Genomic DNA, 16,290 nt, shown 5'->3' on the forward strand with positions numbered 1-16,290 from the left:
GCTAGGAGATTGCGGACATGGCGAGTGTCGAGGTTGTGGAAGCCAAAAAGTCATACGGGAGTTTGGAGGTCATCCACGGCGTCAACTTGAACGTTGCAGATGGAGAGTTTGTTGTTTTGGTTGGCCCGTCCGGATGCGGCAAGTCCACTCTTCTGCGAATGATCGCAGGGCTCGAGTCCATTACCTCGGGCGAAATCAGTATTGGTGAACGCCTCGTCAATGATGTTCTCCCGAAGGATCGGGACATTGCTATGGTGTTTCAGAACTATGCTCTCTATCCACATATGACAGTGTGGGAGAATATGGCCTTCCCGCTTAAGATGAATGGTGTAGCACAGACTGAGATAGACCGCCGCGTGTCTGCAGCGGCTGAAGTTCTTGGCCTCCTTCCGTATCTGAATCGGCATCCGCGTCATTTGTCCGGTGGTCAGCGGCAACGTGTGGCTATGGGACGTGCCATCGTTCGTCGGCCGAAAGCCTTTCTTTTCGATGAGCCACTTTCAAACCTCGACGCCAAACTGCGTGTTCAGATGCGGACCGAAATCAAAGAGCTACACCAGCGTATTGGCACAACTTCAATATATGTCACCCACGATCAAGTAGAGGCTATGACGATGGCGGATCGGATCGTAGTGATGCGGGACGGCATTATTGAGCAGGTGGGATCGCCGCTCGATCTTTACGATCATCCTGTCAATACGTTCGTTGCCGCCTTCATCGGTTCTCCCTCGATAAACTTTCTTTCCGGCAAATGGGATAGAATCAATCAGAAACTCAAACTAGCCGAACATTTTGACGTTGATTTTCCGGCAACTGACAGACCCTCGATGCCAGATGAGATCGTCTACGGCATTCGCCCGGAGCACCTTGCAATTTCCGCAACGGAAGAGGGCATACCCGCTCAAGTCGCCGTGGTAGAGCCAACAGGCGCACAAACACAGGTATTGTTCAAGACAACCAACAAGACAGATCTCACGGCGATCTTCTCTGAGAGAATTAACTTGAACCCAGGCGAGACAGTTAAGCTGGTGCCGAGCATAACGACGGGTCACTTTTTCGATGCGGGCACCGGCGCGCGCATTCTTTAAGACCAGATTTGCCGCAAGGTTTTGTGACATCAAACAAGCGAAGACATGGGACAATGGCGCCGGTCTCTAGTCAGTTGTCGCTGCTGAACCGGCTGGTTCGGGCGGAATGTGGGGGCGGGACGGAGTTGTAACGAATCCGCTCGCATGCCAGTTCGATCCGATGCAGTACGTTCGCAAGCCAGGCGCAGATCCGTCAGGCAACCCGGCGGAGGATAAAGCCCGATGTCCGCGGCGCTCTATAACCGACCTCGCACAGTGGAAGGCGGGCACCTGACAGCCGGTGGGCTGGTGCTGATCTCGGAGGCACACTGGAATGGAACACTGGTGCCAGATGACGAGAGATCACCGACGAAGGCGGAGCGTTACTCCAGGGACGTGGTAAACAACCTCGACTTTACGCCTGGATTACGGACTCCTACGCCTGAGACTCTGACCCATGACATGGCAACGTACGCACGGCTTGAAGAAAGTCGCCGCACCTGCGATGCGACATCGACCAATTTCGACCTCTTCCCCGTTCGCGGCGGATGTCTGATCGTCCGGCATGGTCTGGCCGATCCCGACCTTAATCAGCGCCTGGGAGTAGGCTGTCGGCTGTAGCGCTCAAGGGGATAGTTCGGCAGCACTTGCCGATGCAGCAGACTCTGTTGGTCGAGATGGTCTGCTCTGGGTCATTCTCCGCCAATCCCCTGCCCTGCGCGAACATCCGCTGTTCACCTCATGAGCAGACATTCAAACTAGGACCGGGATGTGCCAGAAGCAGTCGCTTCGGGATTGTTGATAATCGGCACCCGCTTGTTCTGGTGCTCCGGAAATCACATGAGACAAGTTCTCTCACAGCTACCGCGACGGTACGGAGCCGATGAGACCATATCCGTTCACCCGCAGCGCGCCAGCCTCCAACACGCCCATCCGAAAGAGGTGGGAAATCCGGGTGGCAAGGCACCCCTTCAGACCGCGCCTTCGATGACAATGCTCGGGAGCAGGTCGGAGGTCTTCACGTTCTTCGTTATGACGTATGTGAAATAACGTTCGATCCCAAGGTCAAGCCGCAGTAGCTTGTCGATCAACCGTTGATAGGCATCTATATCCTCGGATATGATCTTGAGAATATAGTCTACACCGCCGCCGGTGGCGTCGCAGGAAACGATCGCAGGTTCCTTGAGGATTGCCTCCTCAAAGCGGTCGAAGTCAGACTGCTGATGGCTCTTCAACCTGATTTCTACGAGAACAGCGGTTCTGCGGGCCAACCTGTCCGTATTGATGCGCGCTGTATAGCCCGTGATCACTCCGCTCTTCTCAAGGCGGCTTAGGCGCTCCCAGCATGCTGTGGGGGACAGATTCACGGCCTCAGCAAGCCGAATTTTGGTCATTCGGCCGTCTCTCTGAAGGGCAGCAAGGATCTTCAAGTCGATTTTGTCGAGTTTCATGGCTATCTCGAAGCTCCAGTACAATGTAAGGCATTATCCATTACAATCACACGAGACAATCCCATGCGAGAGCTGCCTCGCCCCTCCGATGACCAAGACGCCTTTGTTCGACCTGAAGAACGGGGGATTGCAGACTGGCGGCCCATGCTTACTAAGCGGAAGGGGATCACGAAGCATAAGCTCTTGACGGAGCGGATCATCGCAGACATCGATGCGGATATCTTGCCGGCGCATGCGCGGATGCCGACGCACCGGGATCTTGCCCGGCAGCTCGGGGTGTCCGTCCAGACCGTGAGCCTCAGCTATAAGGAAGCCGAACGGCGTGGCTATCTGCGGGGCGAGGTCGGCCGGGGTACTTTCGTCCGCAGCCGGGTTACGGAGAAGGCAGAGCGGTTTATGCTCGATCAGGACCCTGGCGAGACGGTTGATCTCTCTATCATTCGGGCGATCTACACCGAATCGCATGAGAACGCATCCCGCGCCGTCATGCGGAGCCTCGCCCAGAGCGACAACAGCGCCTTCATGCGCCCCTGCCGGCCCATTGCGGGCCTGGACCGCCATCGGGCTGCGGCACAGGTCTGGTTGAAGGGTCTCGGCGTCGACGCCGCGAAGGACCGCATCCTGATCACGAACGGCGCCGCCCACGGCCTCTTCCTGGCGGTCGCCGCCATCGTCCAGCCCGGCGACACCGTTCTCACCGAAAATCTGACGGACCATGGCATCATCGGTCTCGCCAACGTTCTGGGCTTCACCCTGCGCGGTCTCCCAACCGACCATGAGGGCATTCTCGTAGAGGCCTTCGAGGAGGCCTGCGCAGCCGGCGGAGTGAGCGCCCTGGTGCTCATCCCGTCTCTGGGCAATCCGACTAGCCATGTGATGGGAGCCGAGCGACGGCAGGCGATCGCGGGAATTGCGCGCCGTTACGGCATCTATGTCGTGGAAGATGAAGTCTATAAGCCGCTCCTGGAAACCCCACTTCCATCGTTTACCGACTTGCTCCCGGAGCTTGGCTTCTTCGTCACCAGCTTCACCAAATCTGTTCTGACGGGATTGCGGGTCGGATATCTCGTGGTTCCGCCGCAATACTCGATCCGGGTCGCGAGCATCATGCGCGTGACGAGTTGGAGCGCCACGAACCTGCCTGCCGAGATCGCAACCCTCTGGATCGAAGACGGCACGGCCCTAGACCTGATTGCCTTGCAACGCCGGGAGGTTCGCGCACGTCAGGCCGTTGTGGAGGATATCCTCGGGCTGCACATCGCCCATACGCATCCCTTGTCTCTTTGCGCTTGGCTGAAGGTGCCGCCCCGATGGACCGAAGAGGGACTCGTGCGGATGCTGGCCCAGAAAAATATCGCCGTCACCCCATCTGATCCCTTCATGGCGGGCCCGGACAGTACGGGCGGCATCCGGATTTGCATCGGCGGACGCTTGTCCCATACGACCCTGAGCCGCACTCTTCGGACAATCGCGGAAACTTTCGACCAGCTGCCTCCTGTCTTCGATACCAGCTCTATCGCTTAGACAGAGACTTCTCCGAAAGGATGTTTCAATTAACGTGACCATGATTGTTTCATAACAATATAATTATTGACATGAAATAGGGTGCATCACACCATCCCTTTGTCCTGCTCAAAAGTGGTGAATGCCCTTGAAGCCCGCACGAAGCCGTATCGTCGAAGCAGTTCAGTCCACACCCCGGTGCGGCAGCACCGGTGTTGTTTGTTGGACCCCGACCGTTTCCGTCATCGCAGGCTCCCTCCGATGAGCGCGGTCGGGCTCGACGGTATCATGAGAGCCCAGGAGCGCATCGTCGATCGGGTTCGGCGCACGCCCCTCACCTTGTCCTCAGGACTCTCCTCACATTGCGGCGCTCCGGTTTATCTCAAGCTCGAAAGCCATCAGCTGACCGGCAGCTTCAAGCTGCGTGGCGCCACGAATGCTGTCCTTTCCTTGAACACCGAAGCACGGCAGCGCGGCCTCGTCACTGCCTCGACGGGCAATCACGGTCGTGCGGTCGCACATGCGGCGAAGGCCGAAGGCGTGCCAGCGGTTGTTTGCATGTCCGCTCTCGTCCCTACCAACAAGGTCGAAGCGGTACGGGCTCTCGCAGCTGAGGTCCGCATTGTCGGACGCTCCCAGGACGATGCGCAGGAGGAGGTCGAACGTCTGGTACGTGAGGAAGGTCTGACCGCCATTCCGCCTTTCGATCATGCCGACGTCATTGCGGGGCAAGGAACGATAGGCCTCGAGATCGCGGATGACCGTCCCGATACCGAACTCGTGCTCGTTCCGCTCTCAGGCGGAGGACTGGCCGCGGGCGTTGCCTCGGCCATCAAAGGACGGCTTCCGCAGGCGCGGGTAATCGGAATCTCGATGGAGCGCGGCGCGGCTATGTATGCGAGTCTGCGCGCCGGAAAGCCCGTCCCGGTCGAGGAACTGGAAACCCTGGCCGACTCCCTGGGTGGCGGTATCGGGCTGGAGAACCGCTACACTTTCGCCCTGTGCCGCGATCTCCTCGACGACGTCGTACTGCTGTCGGAGGACGAGATTGCCGAAGGCATCCGTCATGCCTTTGCGGCGGAAGGCGAAACGGTAGAGGGAGCCGGCGCGGTTGGTATCGCAGCGCTCCTGGCTAAGAAGGTCGATGTCCGAGGACCGACCGTCGTAATCGTCTCGGGCCGCAACATCGACGAGATACTCCACCAGCAGATTGTAACCACCGGCAGCAACGCGGGAGAGCGAGACCGATGACTCAGATGCTCGTTCTCACCGAACCCGATCTCCGCCACGTTGTGCAACTCGATGCAGGCGTTGTGGCCTGCGTGGAGGATGCCTTCGCTGCCCTGGCCACCAAGCCGGTTGTGATGCCGCCGATCCTCCGACTCGACATTGTCGAGCATCGCGGCGAAGTTGACGTGAAGACTGCCTACGTCCCGGGCCTCGACGGTTTCGCCATCAAGGTGAGCCCAGGCTTCTTCGACAATCCGAAACTTGGACTGCCAAGCCTCAACGGCCTGATGATCCTGTTCAGCACAAAGACCGGTCTCGTCGAGGCTCTGCTGCTGGATAACGGCTATCTCACCGATGTTCGCACCGCTGCCGCCGGTGCGCTTGCCGCGAAGCACCTGTCACGTGCCGATGCGCAGAGCGCCGCCATCTTCGGCGCAGGCACTCAAGCCCGCCTTCAGCTCAAGGCTCTCACGCTTGTGCGTCCGATCACGCATGCCCGGATCTGGGCGCGGGATCTCGCCAGGGCCGAGGCGGCGGCGCAGGACCTCGCAGCAGAGCTCGAAATCACGGTCGACGCTGTGCGAAGTCCGCAAGCCGCCTGCGACGGTGCCGACATCATCGTCACGACGACTCCCGCCGAGCAGCCGCTTCTGAAGGCGGAATGGCTGCAGCCCGGTCAGCACATCACCGCCATGGGCTCGGATTCCGAGCACAAGAACGAGATCGATCCTACGATCCTGACGCGTGTCTCCTACATTGCCGACAGCGTGGCTCAGACGCGCCGCCTCGGCGAATTGCATCACGCGATCCGGACAGGATTGATCGCGGCAGATCGATCGTTCCCGGAACTGGGGCAGGTCATCGCCCGGCAAGTTCCCGGACGGGAAACCTCGGACGCCATCACTCTGTGCGACCTCACCGGAACCGGCGTGCAGGATACTGCCATCGCCACCCTCGCCCATGCACGCGCGCGCGACGCCGGAGCGGGCAGATCCATCAATACAAAAGAAGCAACTGGAGGCTATTCGTGAGCGCGCCCACTCTCAATTTCAGCCGAGCAGAATATGCCGAGCGCCTCGCCAAAACCCGCAGGGGGATGGAGAAAGGCGGGATCGACCTCCTGATCGTCACCGATCCGTCCAACATGCATTGGCTGACAGGCTACGACGGCTGGTCGTTCTACGTGCATCAATGCGTCCTGGTGCCGCCGGAGGGCGAGCCGATCTGGTTCGGCCGCGGGCAGGATGCCAACGGCGCGAAGCGCACCGCCTATCTCGCCCACGACAACATCATCGGCTACCCGGATCACTACGTTCAGTCGAAGGAACGCCACCCGATGGACTTTCTGTCGGGCATCATCGAGGAGCGCGGCTGGGGCAAGGGCGTCATCGCGGTCGAGATGGACAACTACTATTTCTCCGCCGCCGCCTACCTGTCGCTGGTCAGGCACCTGCCGAATGCCACGTTCAAGGATGCACTGTCGCTCGTGAACTGGCAGCGCGCCGTCAAGAGCCCGACGGAAATCGAATACATGAAAGTGGCGGGCCGCATCGTCGAGGCCATGCACCGGCGCATCGTCGAGACGGTCGAGCCCGGCATGCGCAAGAACGACCTCGTGGCCGAGATCTACGATGCGGGCCTTCGCGGCGTCGATGGCTACGGCGGCGACTACGCGGCCATCGTGCCGCTCCTGCCTTCGGGCGAAGAGGCGTCCGCGCCCCATCTCACCTGGGACGACAGGCCTATGCGCAGCGGCGAGGGCACATTCTTCGAGATCGCGGGCTGCTACAAGCGCTATCACTGCCCGCTCTCGCGCACCGTCTTCCTGGGCAAGCCCACGCAGGCGTTTCTCGATGCCGAGAAGGCCGTGCTGGAGGGCATGGAGGAAGGTCTCGCGGCGGCCAGGCCCGGCAATGTCTGCGAGGACATCGCCAACGCGTTCTTTGCCGTTCTCAAGCGATACGGCATCGTGAAGGACAACCGCACCGGCTATCCCATCGGCCTGAGCTATCCGCCGGACTGGGGCGAGCGCACGATGAGCCTGCGCCCCGGCGACCGAACCGAGCTCAAGCCCGGCATGACGTTCCACTTCATGACGGGGCTGTGGCTCGAGAACATGGGCCTGGAGATCACCGAGAGCATCCTCATCACCGAGACGGGAGTCGAGTGCCTCTCGAACGTGCCGCGCCAGCTCTTCGTGAAGCCATGAACGTCATGACGCCTCTTCAGCGCCCCTCCCCAATCAGCGCCAGCATCGATTTCGATGCGGATGGGGTGCAGCACGGCTTCCTGCGCCTGCCCTACAGCCGCGACGACTCGGCTTGGGGCTCAGTGATGATCCCGATCACCGTTGTCAAGCGCGGCGACGGACCGACCGCGCTTCTCACCGGCGGTAATCACGGCGACGAATACGAAGGTCCCGTGGCTCTCTTCGACCTTGCCCGCAGGCTCCGGGCGGATGCAGTGCAAGGACGCGTCATCATCGTGCCGGCCATGAACTACCCGGCCTTTCGTGCGGGCACCCGAACATCGCCCATCGATCGCGGAAACCTCAATCGAAGCTTCCCCGGACGTCCGGACGGCACGGTGACGGAGAAGATCGCCGATTACTTCCAACGCACGCTGCTGCCGCTCGCGGACATTGTGCTCGACTTCCACTCGGGCGGACGCACCCTCGACTTCCTGCCCTATGCGGCAGCACATGAGCTGCCCGACAAAGAGCAGGAAAAACGCTGCTTCGATGCCGTCGCGGCTTTTTCGGCACCCTATTCGATGCGGATGATCGAGATCGACGCCGTCGGCATGTACGACACGGCAGCTGAAGCGATGGGCAAGGTGTTCGTGACCACGGAACTGTCAGGCGGTGGCACGTCCTCCGCCAGGACGGTCGGCATCGCCAAGCGCGGCGTCATGAACGTGCTCAAGCACGCGGGCATCGTCGCAGGCGTGCCGGAAACCAGCCCGACGCGCTGGCTCGACATGCCCTCCAGCGATTGCTTCCGCTTCGCGGAGGATGACGGCCTCGTCGAGTCCTGCGTCGATCTCGGCGACGTGGTGCACGTGGGCGACGTGATTGCCCGCATTCATCCTGTCGGACGAACCGGACAGGCGCCCGCCGAATATCGGGCGGCCCTCGACGGCGTTCTCGCAGCCCGGCATTTCCCCGGGCTCATCAAGACAGGCGACTGCCTCGCGGTGGTCGCAACTGTGGAGGAGAAAACTGAATCAGAGAACTGAATCAGACGCCGCCAGCGACAACGCTGCAAGCCGGGTTAACCGGCACGCGGTTCTTACAACACCAGAGGAGAAGACCTGATGAAGACCATGATCCGTTACGGCGTCGCCGCTCTCGCTCTCGCGGCCGGGCTCGGGAGCGCGCAGGCGCTCACCCTTGAAGAGGTGAAGAGCGCCGGCTACATCCAGGGCGCCACGGCCAACGAGGTGCCCTACGGCTACATGAAGGAGGACGGCACCGCTGCGGGCATCGGCCCCGACGTGGCGATCGCGGTGCTCAAGCGCATGGGCGTCAACGAGGTGAACTGGACGGTGACGCCGTTCGGCACCCTCATTCCCGGCCTGAAGGCCCGCCGCTTTGCCTTCGCGGCCGCCGAGCAGAACATCTCGGCCGAGCGCTGCAAGCAGGTGACCTTCACGGAGCCGAACTCCAGCTACGGCGAAGGCCTTCTGGTGAAGAAGGGCAATCCGAAGAAGCTGACGACCTATGCCGACATCGCCAAGGATCCGTCCCTCAAGGTGGCGGTCGTCTCCGGTGCCAACAACATCGACTTCCTGCGCGCCGTCGGCGTGAAGGACAGCCAGATCGTCATCATCCAGGCCAATGCCGACGCGCCCGCGACCGTGCAATCCCGCGTGGACGCCTATGCGGCGACGGAGCTCACCGTGTCAAAGCTCGCCGAAGGCAGCCAGAACCTCGAGCAGGTGCGTCCGTTCACGGACCCGGTGGTCGAAGGCAAGCCGGTGCGCAATTACGGTGGCTTCGCCTTCCGCCCCGAGGACAAGGAACTCCGCGACGCCTTCAATAAGGAGCTCGTCGCGTTTCGCCAGACCGAGGAGTACCAGAAGATCCTCACGTCCTACGGCCTGAGCCCCGAGAGCATCAAGGCGGCGGCCGCCAAGAACGTGGCCGATCTCTGCGCCGGAAAGTAATCCGCGCATCGCTCGAACCATCCGGCCGGGGCACGCCCGCCCCGGCCGGATGAACGCCCGTCAGGAGTTCCGACGATGACTTGGATGCAATATCTGCCCCCCCTGCTGAAGGGCGCGCAGGTGACGGTGATGATCTCGCTGTCCTCGATCGCCATCGGGGCGATCCTGGCATTCGCCGCCGGCATTGCACGCACTTCGAGCAACCCGATCCTGTCGGGCATCGCCTTCGTCTATATCGTGCTGTTTCGCGGCACGCCGCTTCTCGTCCAGCTGTTCTGGTTCTACTACGCGCTGCCCCTGATCGGGATCTCGTTCGATCCGATCACCACGGGCATTATGACGCTGTCGCTTCTCACCGGCGCGTTCGGCGCCGAGGTGGTGCGCGGAGCGCTGCTCGCGGTGCCCCACACCCAGCTCGAGGCGGCGCGGGCGCTCAATTTCAGCAAGAGCTACACGCTCTGGCATATTTCGATGCCCCAGGCCGTCATCGAGATGATGCCGGCCTTCGGCAACCTCGCCATCCAGAACCTCAAGGACACGGCCCTGGTCTCGCTGATCTCCATCGCCGACCTGACCTTCCAGGCGCAGTCGATGCGCAACATCACGCTGGACAGCGCCACGGTCTACACCCTGACGCTGCTCGGCTACTTCATCATCGCGCTGTGCATCATGCTGATCGTGCGCTTCATCGAGATGAAGCTGAGACGCGGACCCGCTTTTCCCCGGAGCGCCCATTCATGATGTACGGTTACGCCTGGGACACCACGACGCCGCTGACCTTCGCGATCTCCATTCTGCCGATCCTCGGCATCGGCCTCTTGGTGACCCTCCAGGCGGCGGCGGTCGGCTATGCGATCGCCCTCGTTCTCGGCCTGGTGCTGGCGCTCCTGCGCCGCAGCCGGTTCAAGGTCGTCTCCTGGACGGTGGCGGGCTTCACCGAGTTCGTGCGCGACACGCCGCTCCTGGTGCAGCTCTTCTTCCTCTATTACGTCCTGCCCGATTTCGGGATCGTGCTGCCGGCCTTCATGACCGGAGCGCTGGCGCTTGGGCTGCAATACTCCGCCTATACGTCCGAGGTCTATCGCGGCGGCATCGAGGCGGTGCCGCGCGGCCAGTGGGAGGCCGCGACGGCGCTCAACATGACGCGCCTCCAGACCTACCGCGACATCGTCGTGCCGCAGATGATCCCGCGCATCGTGCCGGCGCTCGGGAACTATCTCGTGTCGATGCTGAAGGAGACGCCGGTTCTCTCCGTCGTGACGGTGCTCGACATGCTGGGTCTCGCCAACATGATCGGCGAGCGGACCTTCGAGTATCTCGTGCCGCTTTCAATGGTCGGCCTGATCTTCCTTCCGATGACTCTCATCTGCTCGGCCCTCATCTACGCGATCGAGAGGGCCCTGCCCAAAAGTGGGATTCCGCTGCGATGAACCCGATTATCCGCTTTGAGAACGTCACGAAGCGCTTCGGTGCGCTCACCGTGCTCGACAATTTCAACTTCGAGGTCCGGCGCGGCGAGAAGGTGACCCTGATCGGCCCGTCGGGATCCGGGAAGTCCACCGTCCTGCGCATCTTGATGACGCTGGAGCCTTTCCAGGAGGGTCTCCTGGAGATCGACGGGATAAGCTACCACGAGCCCGGTGGCCGCGGTCCTTTCAAGGCGAGTGAAACGCACCTTCACAAGATCCGCAGCAATGTTGGCATGGTGTTTCAGAGCTTCAATCTGTTCCCGCACATGACCGTACTGCGCAATGTGGTTGAGGCTCCAGTCGCTGTCCTAAAGATGAATCGGGGGGAGGCGGAAAGCCGCGCCACTGAACTTCTGCGCATGGTTGGGCTCTCCGACAAGAAGGATCACTTCCCGAGCCAGCTCTCCGGCGGCCAGCAGCAGCGCGTGGCGATCGCCCGCGCGCTCGCCATGCGTCCGCGCGTGCTCCTGTTCGACGAACCGACCTCCGCGCTCGACCCGCAACTCGTCGGCGAGGTTCTTGGCGTCATTCGCGATCTCGCGCACGAGCACGACCTGACGATGCTACTCGTCACGCACGAGATGCGCTTTGCCCGGGAGGTATCGGACCGGGTCTGCTTCTTCGACAGGGGCCGCATCGTCGAGCAGGACGAACCGGAGCGCTTCTTCAGTAACCCGCAGCAGCCCCGGACTCGGGAATTTCTGAGCTCCATTCTGGGCGAGCAGGAGCAAATGCGAGAAAGTCTCCGCTGCGCCCAGTAAAAACCGAGACATTCTCTGCCCGTCCCTCGAAGAACCGACATTGTCTCGGCCTCGGAGGCGGTAGCCTTCCCTCGATCATCTTCCGAGGAGGACGACGCATGAACGCAATGACAGAGACCACCGCTCCCATACCTGTCAACAGGGATATCCACCCGGCGCTGAGCCGCCTTCGGGATCCCAGCCTGCTCCGTGAAATGGCCTATATCGACGGGCGCTGGGTGGCGGCTTCGGGCGATACCCGCTTCGAGGTCAACGATCCGGCGACGGGCCTGAACGTCGCCCGCGTGTCGCGCCTCGGCTCGGATGAGGCGCGACAGGCCGTCGATGCCGCCGCCCGTGCGTTCCCCACATGGAAGGCCCTGCTGCCGCAGGAGCGGGCCGCACGCCTGCGTGCCTGGCATGCGCTCATTCTGGAGGCCCTCGATGATCTCGCCCTGATCATGACCCTCGAACAGGGAAAGCCTCTTGCTGAATCGAGGGGCGAAATCGCCTATGCCGCCTCGTTCGTGGAATGGTATGCCGAAGAGGCCAAGCGCCTGAACGTGGAGAGCGTCACGAGTCACCTGCCTGGCGCCGAGATGCTGGTGCGCCGCGAGGCCCTCGGCGTGGCGGCGCTGCTCACGCCGTGGAACTTCCCGTCGGCCATGCTGACCCGCAAGGCGGCGGCCGCGCTCGCCGCAGGCTGCACGGTGGTGGCCCACCCCTCCTCCTACACGCCTCTCTCCGCGCTCGCGCTGGCGGAGCTCGCCGAACGGGCGGGCTTGCCGCGCGGCGTCTTCAACATCGTGACGGGCGATGCCGAACCCATCGCCAACCGCTTCTGCGATGACGAGCGCGTGCGTGTCGTCAGCTTCACGGGCTCGACGGAGATCGGGCGAAAGATTGCGGCACGCTGCGCGTCCACCATGAAGCGCCTCGTGATGGAGCTGGGCGGCCACGCCCCGCTAATCGTGTTCGACGATGTCAGTCTCGATAAGGCGGTCGCGATCGCCATGGCGGCGAAGTTCGCAACATCCGGGCAGGACTGCCTTGCCGCCAACCGCATCTATGTCCAGCGCGGGATCTACCAGGCGTTCTGCGAAGCCTTCGGCCGGCGCATCGCTGGGCTGAAGGTTGGACCAGGCCTGGAGGTCGACGCGGAGATCGGCCCGCTCATGCATGCCAACGCCGTAACCAAGGCACAGGCGCAGGTGGCAGACGCCCTCGCCCATGGCGCCCGCCGCCTCACGGCGGACGATGATGCTCCGGGACCGCACTTCGTGACGCCGACCCTGCTGGCGGACGTGCCGGATGACGCGCTCATCATGCGCGAGGAGACCTTCGCGCCGATCGCCGCCGTGACGCCGTTCGACACCGAGGATGAGGTGGTGGCGCGGGCGAACGCGATAGAGTATGGCCTTGTTGCTTATGTGGCCACCGAAAACGGCGCGCGCGCCCTGCGGCTCTGCCGGGCCCTCGAGTACGGAATGGTGGCGATCAACCGTGTGAAGATCACCGGCGCTCCGATTCCGTTCGGCGGCATAAAACAGTCGGGCCTCGGTCGCGAGGGATCGCGCCACGGCCTCGAAGCCTTCACCGACCTGAAATACCTTTGCATCGACGTACAATGATCCGGAGCCAGACATGCTGAACGAAGCGAACAACCTCGATAACCAACTCGACGCCTGGGACCGGGATCACTTCTTTCATCCCTCCACCCACATGGCCCAGCATGCGCGCGGAGAAACGCCCAACCGCATCATTACTGGCGGCGAGGGCGTCTACATCGTTGACCGTCACGGAAAGCGCAGTCTCGATGCCTTTGCGGGCCTCTATTGCGTGAATGTCGGCTACGGCCGCACCAAGATTACGGACGCCATCGCTGCACAGGCCGCCGCCCTACCCTATTACCATGCTTATGTCGGCCACGGCTCCGAACCGTCAATCCGTCTGGCGAAGATGATCATCGACCGCGCGCCGAAAGGCATGAGCCGCGTGTTCTTCGGCCTCTCCGGCTCGGACGCCAACGAGACAAATATCAAGCTCGTCTGGTACATGAACAATGTGCTGGGACGGCCAGAGAAGAAGAAGATCATCTCGCGCTGGCGCGGCTACCACGGCTCCGGTCTGATGAGCGGCAGCCTGACGGGCCTGGCCGCCTTCCACAATCTGTTTGACCTGCCGCGCGCGCCGATACTGCACACGGAAGCCCCCTACTACTTCCGCCGCCCTGACCGCGCCATGAGCGAGGAGCAGTTCTCGCAATTCTGCGCCGACAAGCTCGAGGAGATGATCCAGGCCGAGGGCCCGGAAACGATCGCGGCCTTCATCGGCGAGCCGGTGCTCGGCACAGGCGGCATCGTGCCCCCACCGAAGGGCTACTGGGAGAAGATCCAGGCCGTTCTTGAAAAGTATGACATCCTGCTCATCGCGGACGAGGTTATTACCGGCTTCGGACGCCTCGGCACCATGTTTGGCTCCGATCACTACGGAATTAAGCCGGACCTCATCACCATTGCCAAAGGCCTGACCTCAGCTTACGCGCCGCTCTCCGGGGTGATCGTGTCCGAGAAGGTCTGGCGCGTGCTGGAGCAGGGATCCGACACCTACGGCGCTATCGGCCACGGCTGGACCTACTCGTCTCATCCGCTCTGCGCCGCAGCCGGCGTGGCCAATCTCGAAGTCGTCGACGAACTTGATATCGTCAACAATGCCCGCGAGGTCGGCGCTTATTTCATCAAGGCGTTGAAAGACTCCGTCCTCGCCAACCGCTTCGTCGGCGAGGTGCGCGGCGAAGGCTTGATGGCCGCCATCGAGTTCGTGCGCGACCGCGACGACCGTGTGTTCTTCGATGCCTCCGAGAAGGTTGGCCCGCGTATCACGGCAGCCCTGCTTGAGCGGGGCGTCATCGGTCGCGCCATGCCGCAGGGCGACATCCTCGGCTTTGCTCCGCCGCTCTGCCTGACGCGGGACGAAGCCGATACGATCGTGTCCGCCACCAAGGACGCAGTGGAAGCCGTGACTGCCACTCTCTGAGCCATCGGAAAATCGCCCGGCCCTGGAACGATGTGTCGGGCCGGATGCTTTCTTTCCGAGCAGATCGAGCGAAAAGCCGGTTCCGCTTGCGGGAACGATAGGACAATTGACGCCGCCATGCGATGGCGTCACTGGATGCCGCAGTTCTTTCAGCTCGAGTTTTCGTTCGATAGGATCTCGCATTGAGCACAACAGTCCCAACCGATGATTCTTCACCGGCAAGCTCCCTTTCAGTAGCCGACCGTGAGCGCATTCTTGCCGCCGTTGACAGGGCCTTCGACGCGCAGGTCAAATTTCTCTCGGACCTGGTCCGCTGCGTCTCGCTGCGGGGACAGGAAGCGGAGGTCCAGGCACTCGTCGAAGCGGCGCTTCTGGAACGGGGATATGACGTCGGTCGCCAACTGCTCGATCCGTCACTCATCGGAAAGCATCCGGCTTTTTCCCCGGCAACGGTCAGCTATGAGAATTTCTGGAACGTGATCGGAATCCGCGAACCCCCGACCACGCATGGCCGATCCCTCATCCTGAACGCTCATGTCGATATCGTGCCCACGGGCGATCCGAAGCGTTGGCGATATCCTCCCTTCGAGCCGACGCAAGACGGCGAGTGGCTCTATGGCCGCGGCGCCGGAGACATGAAGGCGGGATTGTCCGCGGTGATCTTCGCGCTTGATGCGATCAATGCCGCAGGGCTCGAACTGACCGCTCCCGTCCAGATCCATTCGGTCGTGGAGGAGGAGATTACCGGGAATGGAGCCGCGATGGCGTTGGCCAGCGGCAAAGGTGCCGACGCGGTGCTGATCCCGGAGCCAACCGACGAAAAGCTCGTCCGCGCCAATTCCGGCGTGATCAAATTCGAAGTTTCGATCGACGGCACTCCTGCCCACCCGCGCGAGGTCAGTGGGGGCGTGAGCGCGCTTGATGCAGCCATGCGGCTCATCGAGCTTTTGCGTCAGCTCGAGACCCGCTGGAATGAGGAACGGGCGACGAAGCCGTTCTTCGACAACGTGGACAACCCCGCAGCCCTGACGATTGGAACAATCAATGGCGGCGAGTGGATCGCATCGGTTCCTTCGTCCTGCCGGTTCGAGGGACGCATCGGCTTTTATCCCGGCGATGACCCGCATGAGCGTGTGAAGGAATTCGAAGCATTTGTCGCTACTGCGGCAGCTAACGATCCCATGCTAAAGCGCTGCCCACCCCCGATTGTGGAGTGGGTTGGTGTCGTGCATGCGGGCTACACCCTTGCCCCGGGCTCGGATGCTGAGGCTGTCCTGACTGAGGCTCACGCAGATGCTAATGCGCCCGATGCCTCGCCCTTACAGTCCTATGTCATGGCCTGCTATCTCGATGCCGCTGTCTATTCCGTCCACGGGAAAATTCCCTCTCTGGTCTACGGGCCCGTTGCGGAGAACATCCATGCCATCGACGAGCGTGTATCTCTTCCTTCCTTACGGCGTGTGACGAAGGCGATCGCTTTGTTCGCAGCGTCGTGGTGCGGCGTTCGCCCAGCAGAGACCGCGATTGGCCTCACTCCCGCAGGCCTTCAATCGGGCCTTTCCGACTAAGGCCGAGCTTGAGTGATAGGAAGCACGACATATGCAATCAGAGCCCGCCAGTCCTCACC

15 protein-coding genes are annotated in these 16,290 nt (G+C 61.9%); 14 read left to right on the plus strand and 1 reads right to left on the minus strand.

Annotated features, from left to right (window positions below; translation table 11 throughout):
* Positions 1–17: 17 nt before the first annotated feature.
* Together E4K09_RS02125 and E4K09_RS02130 are read left to right on the plus strand one after the other, a co-directional pair.
* Positions 18–1,088, plus strand: a complete 1,071-nt coding sequence (locus tag E4K09_RS02125) for an ABC transporter ATP-binding protein (protein WP_134494795.1) — start codon at positions 18–20, stop codon at positions 1,086–1,088.
* A 222-nt stretch (positions 1,089–1,310) separates the two neighbouring features.
* Positions 1,311–1,688, plus strand: a complete 378-nt coding sequence (locus tag E4K09_RS02130; RefSeq protein ID WP_134494797.1) for an alpha/beta hydrolase family protein — start codon at positions 1,311–1,313, stop codon at positions 1,686–1,688.
* 350 nt (positions 1,689–2,038) lie between these two features.
* Here E4K09_RS02130 and E4K09_RS02135 read toward each other — a convergent pair whose 3' ends face one another.
* Positions 2,039–2,518: an Lrp/AsnC family transcriptional regulator gene (locus tag E4K09_RS02135; protein ID WP_134494799.1), complete on the minus strand. Its 480-nt coding sequence runs from the start codon at positions 2,516–2,518 to the stop codon at positions 2,039–2,041.
* Positions 2,519–2,662: 144 nt separating this feature from the next.
* On the opposite strand from E4K09_RS02135, the gene ehuR reads away from it, so the two are divergent.
* The 12 genes from ehuR (at position 2,663) to E4K09_RS02195 (ending at position 16,231) form a co-directional block, all read left to right on the plus strand.
* Positions 2,663–4,042, plus strand: coding sequence for a MocR-like ectoine utilization transcription factor EhuR (gene ehuR / locus E4K09_RS02140; protein ID WP_134494801.1), 1,380 nt, complete (start codon positions 2,663–2,665; stop codon positions 4,040–4,042).
* A 240-nt stretch (positions 4,043–4,282) separates the two neighbouring features.
* Positions 4,283–5,272, plus strand: a complete 990-nt coding sequence (gene eutB / locus E4K09_RS02145) for a hydroxyectoine utilization dehydratase EutB (protein WP_134494803.1) — start codon at positions 4,283–4,285, stop codon at positions 5,270–5,272.
* Entirely contained in the window at positions 5,269–6,282 is a 1,014-nt protein-coding gene (gene eutC / locus E4K09_RS02150) for an ectoine utilization protein EutC (RefSeq protein WP_134494805.1), read from the plus strand. Before eutB ends, eutC begins: the two co-directional genes overlap by 4 nt.
* On the plus strand, positions 6,279–7,460 hold the full coding sequence (gene doeA, locus E4K09_RS02155; protein WP_134494807.1) for an ectoine hydrolase DoeA: 1,182 nt from the start codon (positions 6,279–6,281) through the stop codon (positions 7,458–7,460). The genes eutC and doeA overlap by 4 nt, the downstream gene beginning before the upstream one ends.
* A 5-nt stretch (positions 7,461–7,465) precedes the next feature.
* Positions 7,466–8,488: a N(2)-acetyl-L-2,4-diaminobutanoate deacetylase DoeB gene (doeB, locus tag E4K09_RS02160; RefSeq protein WP_134494809.1), complete on the plus strand. Its 1,023-nt coding sequence runs from the start codon at positions 7,466–7,468 to the stop codon at positions 8,486–8,488.
* Between the two features lie 78 nt (positions 8,489–8,566).
* The gene (gene ehuB / locus E4K09_RS02165; RefSeq protein ID WP_134494811.1) at positions 8,567–9,418 is read left to right on the plus strand and encodes an ectoine/hydroxyectoine ABC transporter substrate-binding protein EhuB; all 852 of its coding nucleotides are present in this window, start codon (positions 8,567–8,569) and stop codon (positions 9,416–9,418) included.
* Positions 9,419–9,493: 75 nt separating this feature from the next.
* A complete protein-coding gene (gene ehuC, locus E4K09_RS02170; protein ID WP_134494813.1) occupies positions 9,494–10,159 on the plus strand; it encodes an ectoine/hydroxyectoine ABC transporter permease subunit EhuC in 666 nt (221 codons plus the stop codon).
* Positions 10,156–10,848, plus strand: a complete 693-nt coding sequence (gene ehuD / locus E4K09_RS02175) for an ectoine/hydroxyectoine ABC transporter permease subunit EhuD (protein ID WP_134494815.1) — start codon at positions 10,156–10,158, stop codon at positions 10,846–10,848. The genes ehuC and ehuD overlap by 4 nt, the downstream gene beginning before the upstream one ends.
* Positions 10,845–11,648, plus strand: a complete 804-nt coding sequence (ehuA, locus tag E4K09_RS02180) for an ectoine/hydroxyectoine ABC transporter ATP-binding protein EhuA (protein WP_134494817.1) — start codon at positions 10,845–10,847, stop codon at positions 11,646–11,648. Before ehuD ends, ehuA begins: the two co-directional genes overlap by 4 nt.
* 98 nt (positions 11,649–11,746) lie before the next feature.
* Positions 11,747–13,258 carry an NAD-dependent succinate-semialdehyde dehydrogenase gene (locus tag E4K09_RS02185; RefSeq protein WP_166802111.1) on the plus strand — a complete coding sequence of 504 codons (1,512 nt, stop codon included), beginning with the start codon at positions 11,747–11,749 and terminating at the stop codon, positions 13,256–13,258.
* A 13-nt stretch (positions 13,259–13,271) separates the two neighbouring features.
* Positions 13,272–14,663: an aspartate aminotransferase family protein gene (locus E4K09_RS02190; RefSeq protein ID WP_134494819.1), complete on the plus strand. Its 1,392-nt coding sequence runs from the start codon at positions 13,272–13,274 to the stop codon at positions 14,661–14,663.
* Between the two features lie 182 nt (positions 14,664–14,845).
* Entirely contained in the window at positions 14,846–16,231 is a 1,386-nt protein-coding gene (locus E4K09_RS02195) for an ArgE/DapE family deacylase (RefSeq protein WP_134494821.1), read from the plus strand.
* The last annotated feature ends 59 nt before the right edge of the window (positions 16,232–16,290 follow it).

The sequence above is a fragment of the Microvirga pakistanensis genome, assembly GCF_004458765.1.
In the GTDB taxonomy this organism is placed as follows: Bacteria; Pseudomonadota; Alphaproteobacteria; order Rhizobiales; family Beijerinckiaceae; genus Microvirga; species Microvirga pakistanensis.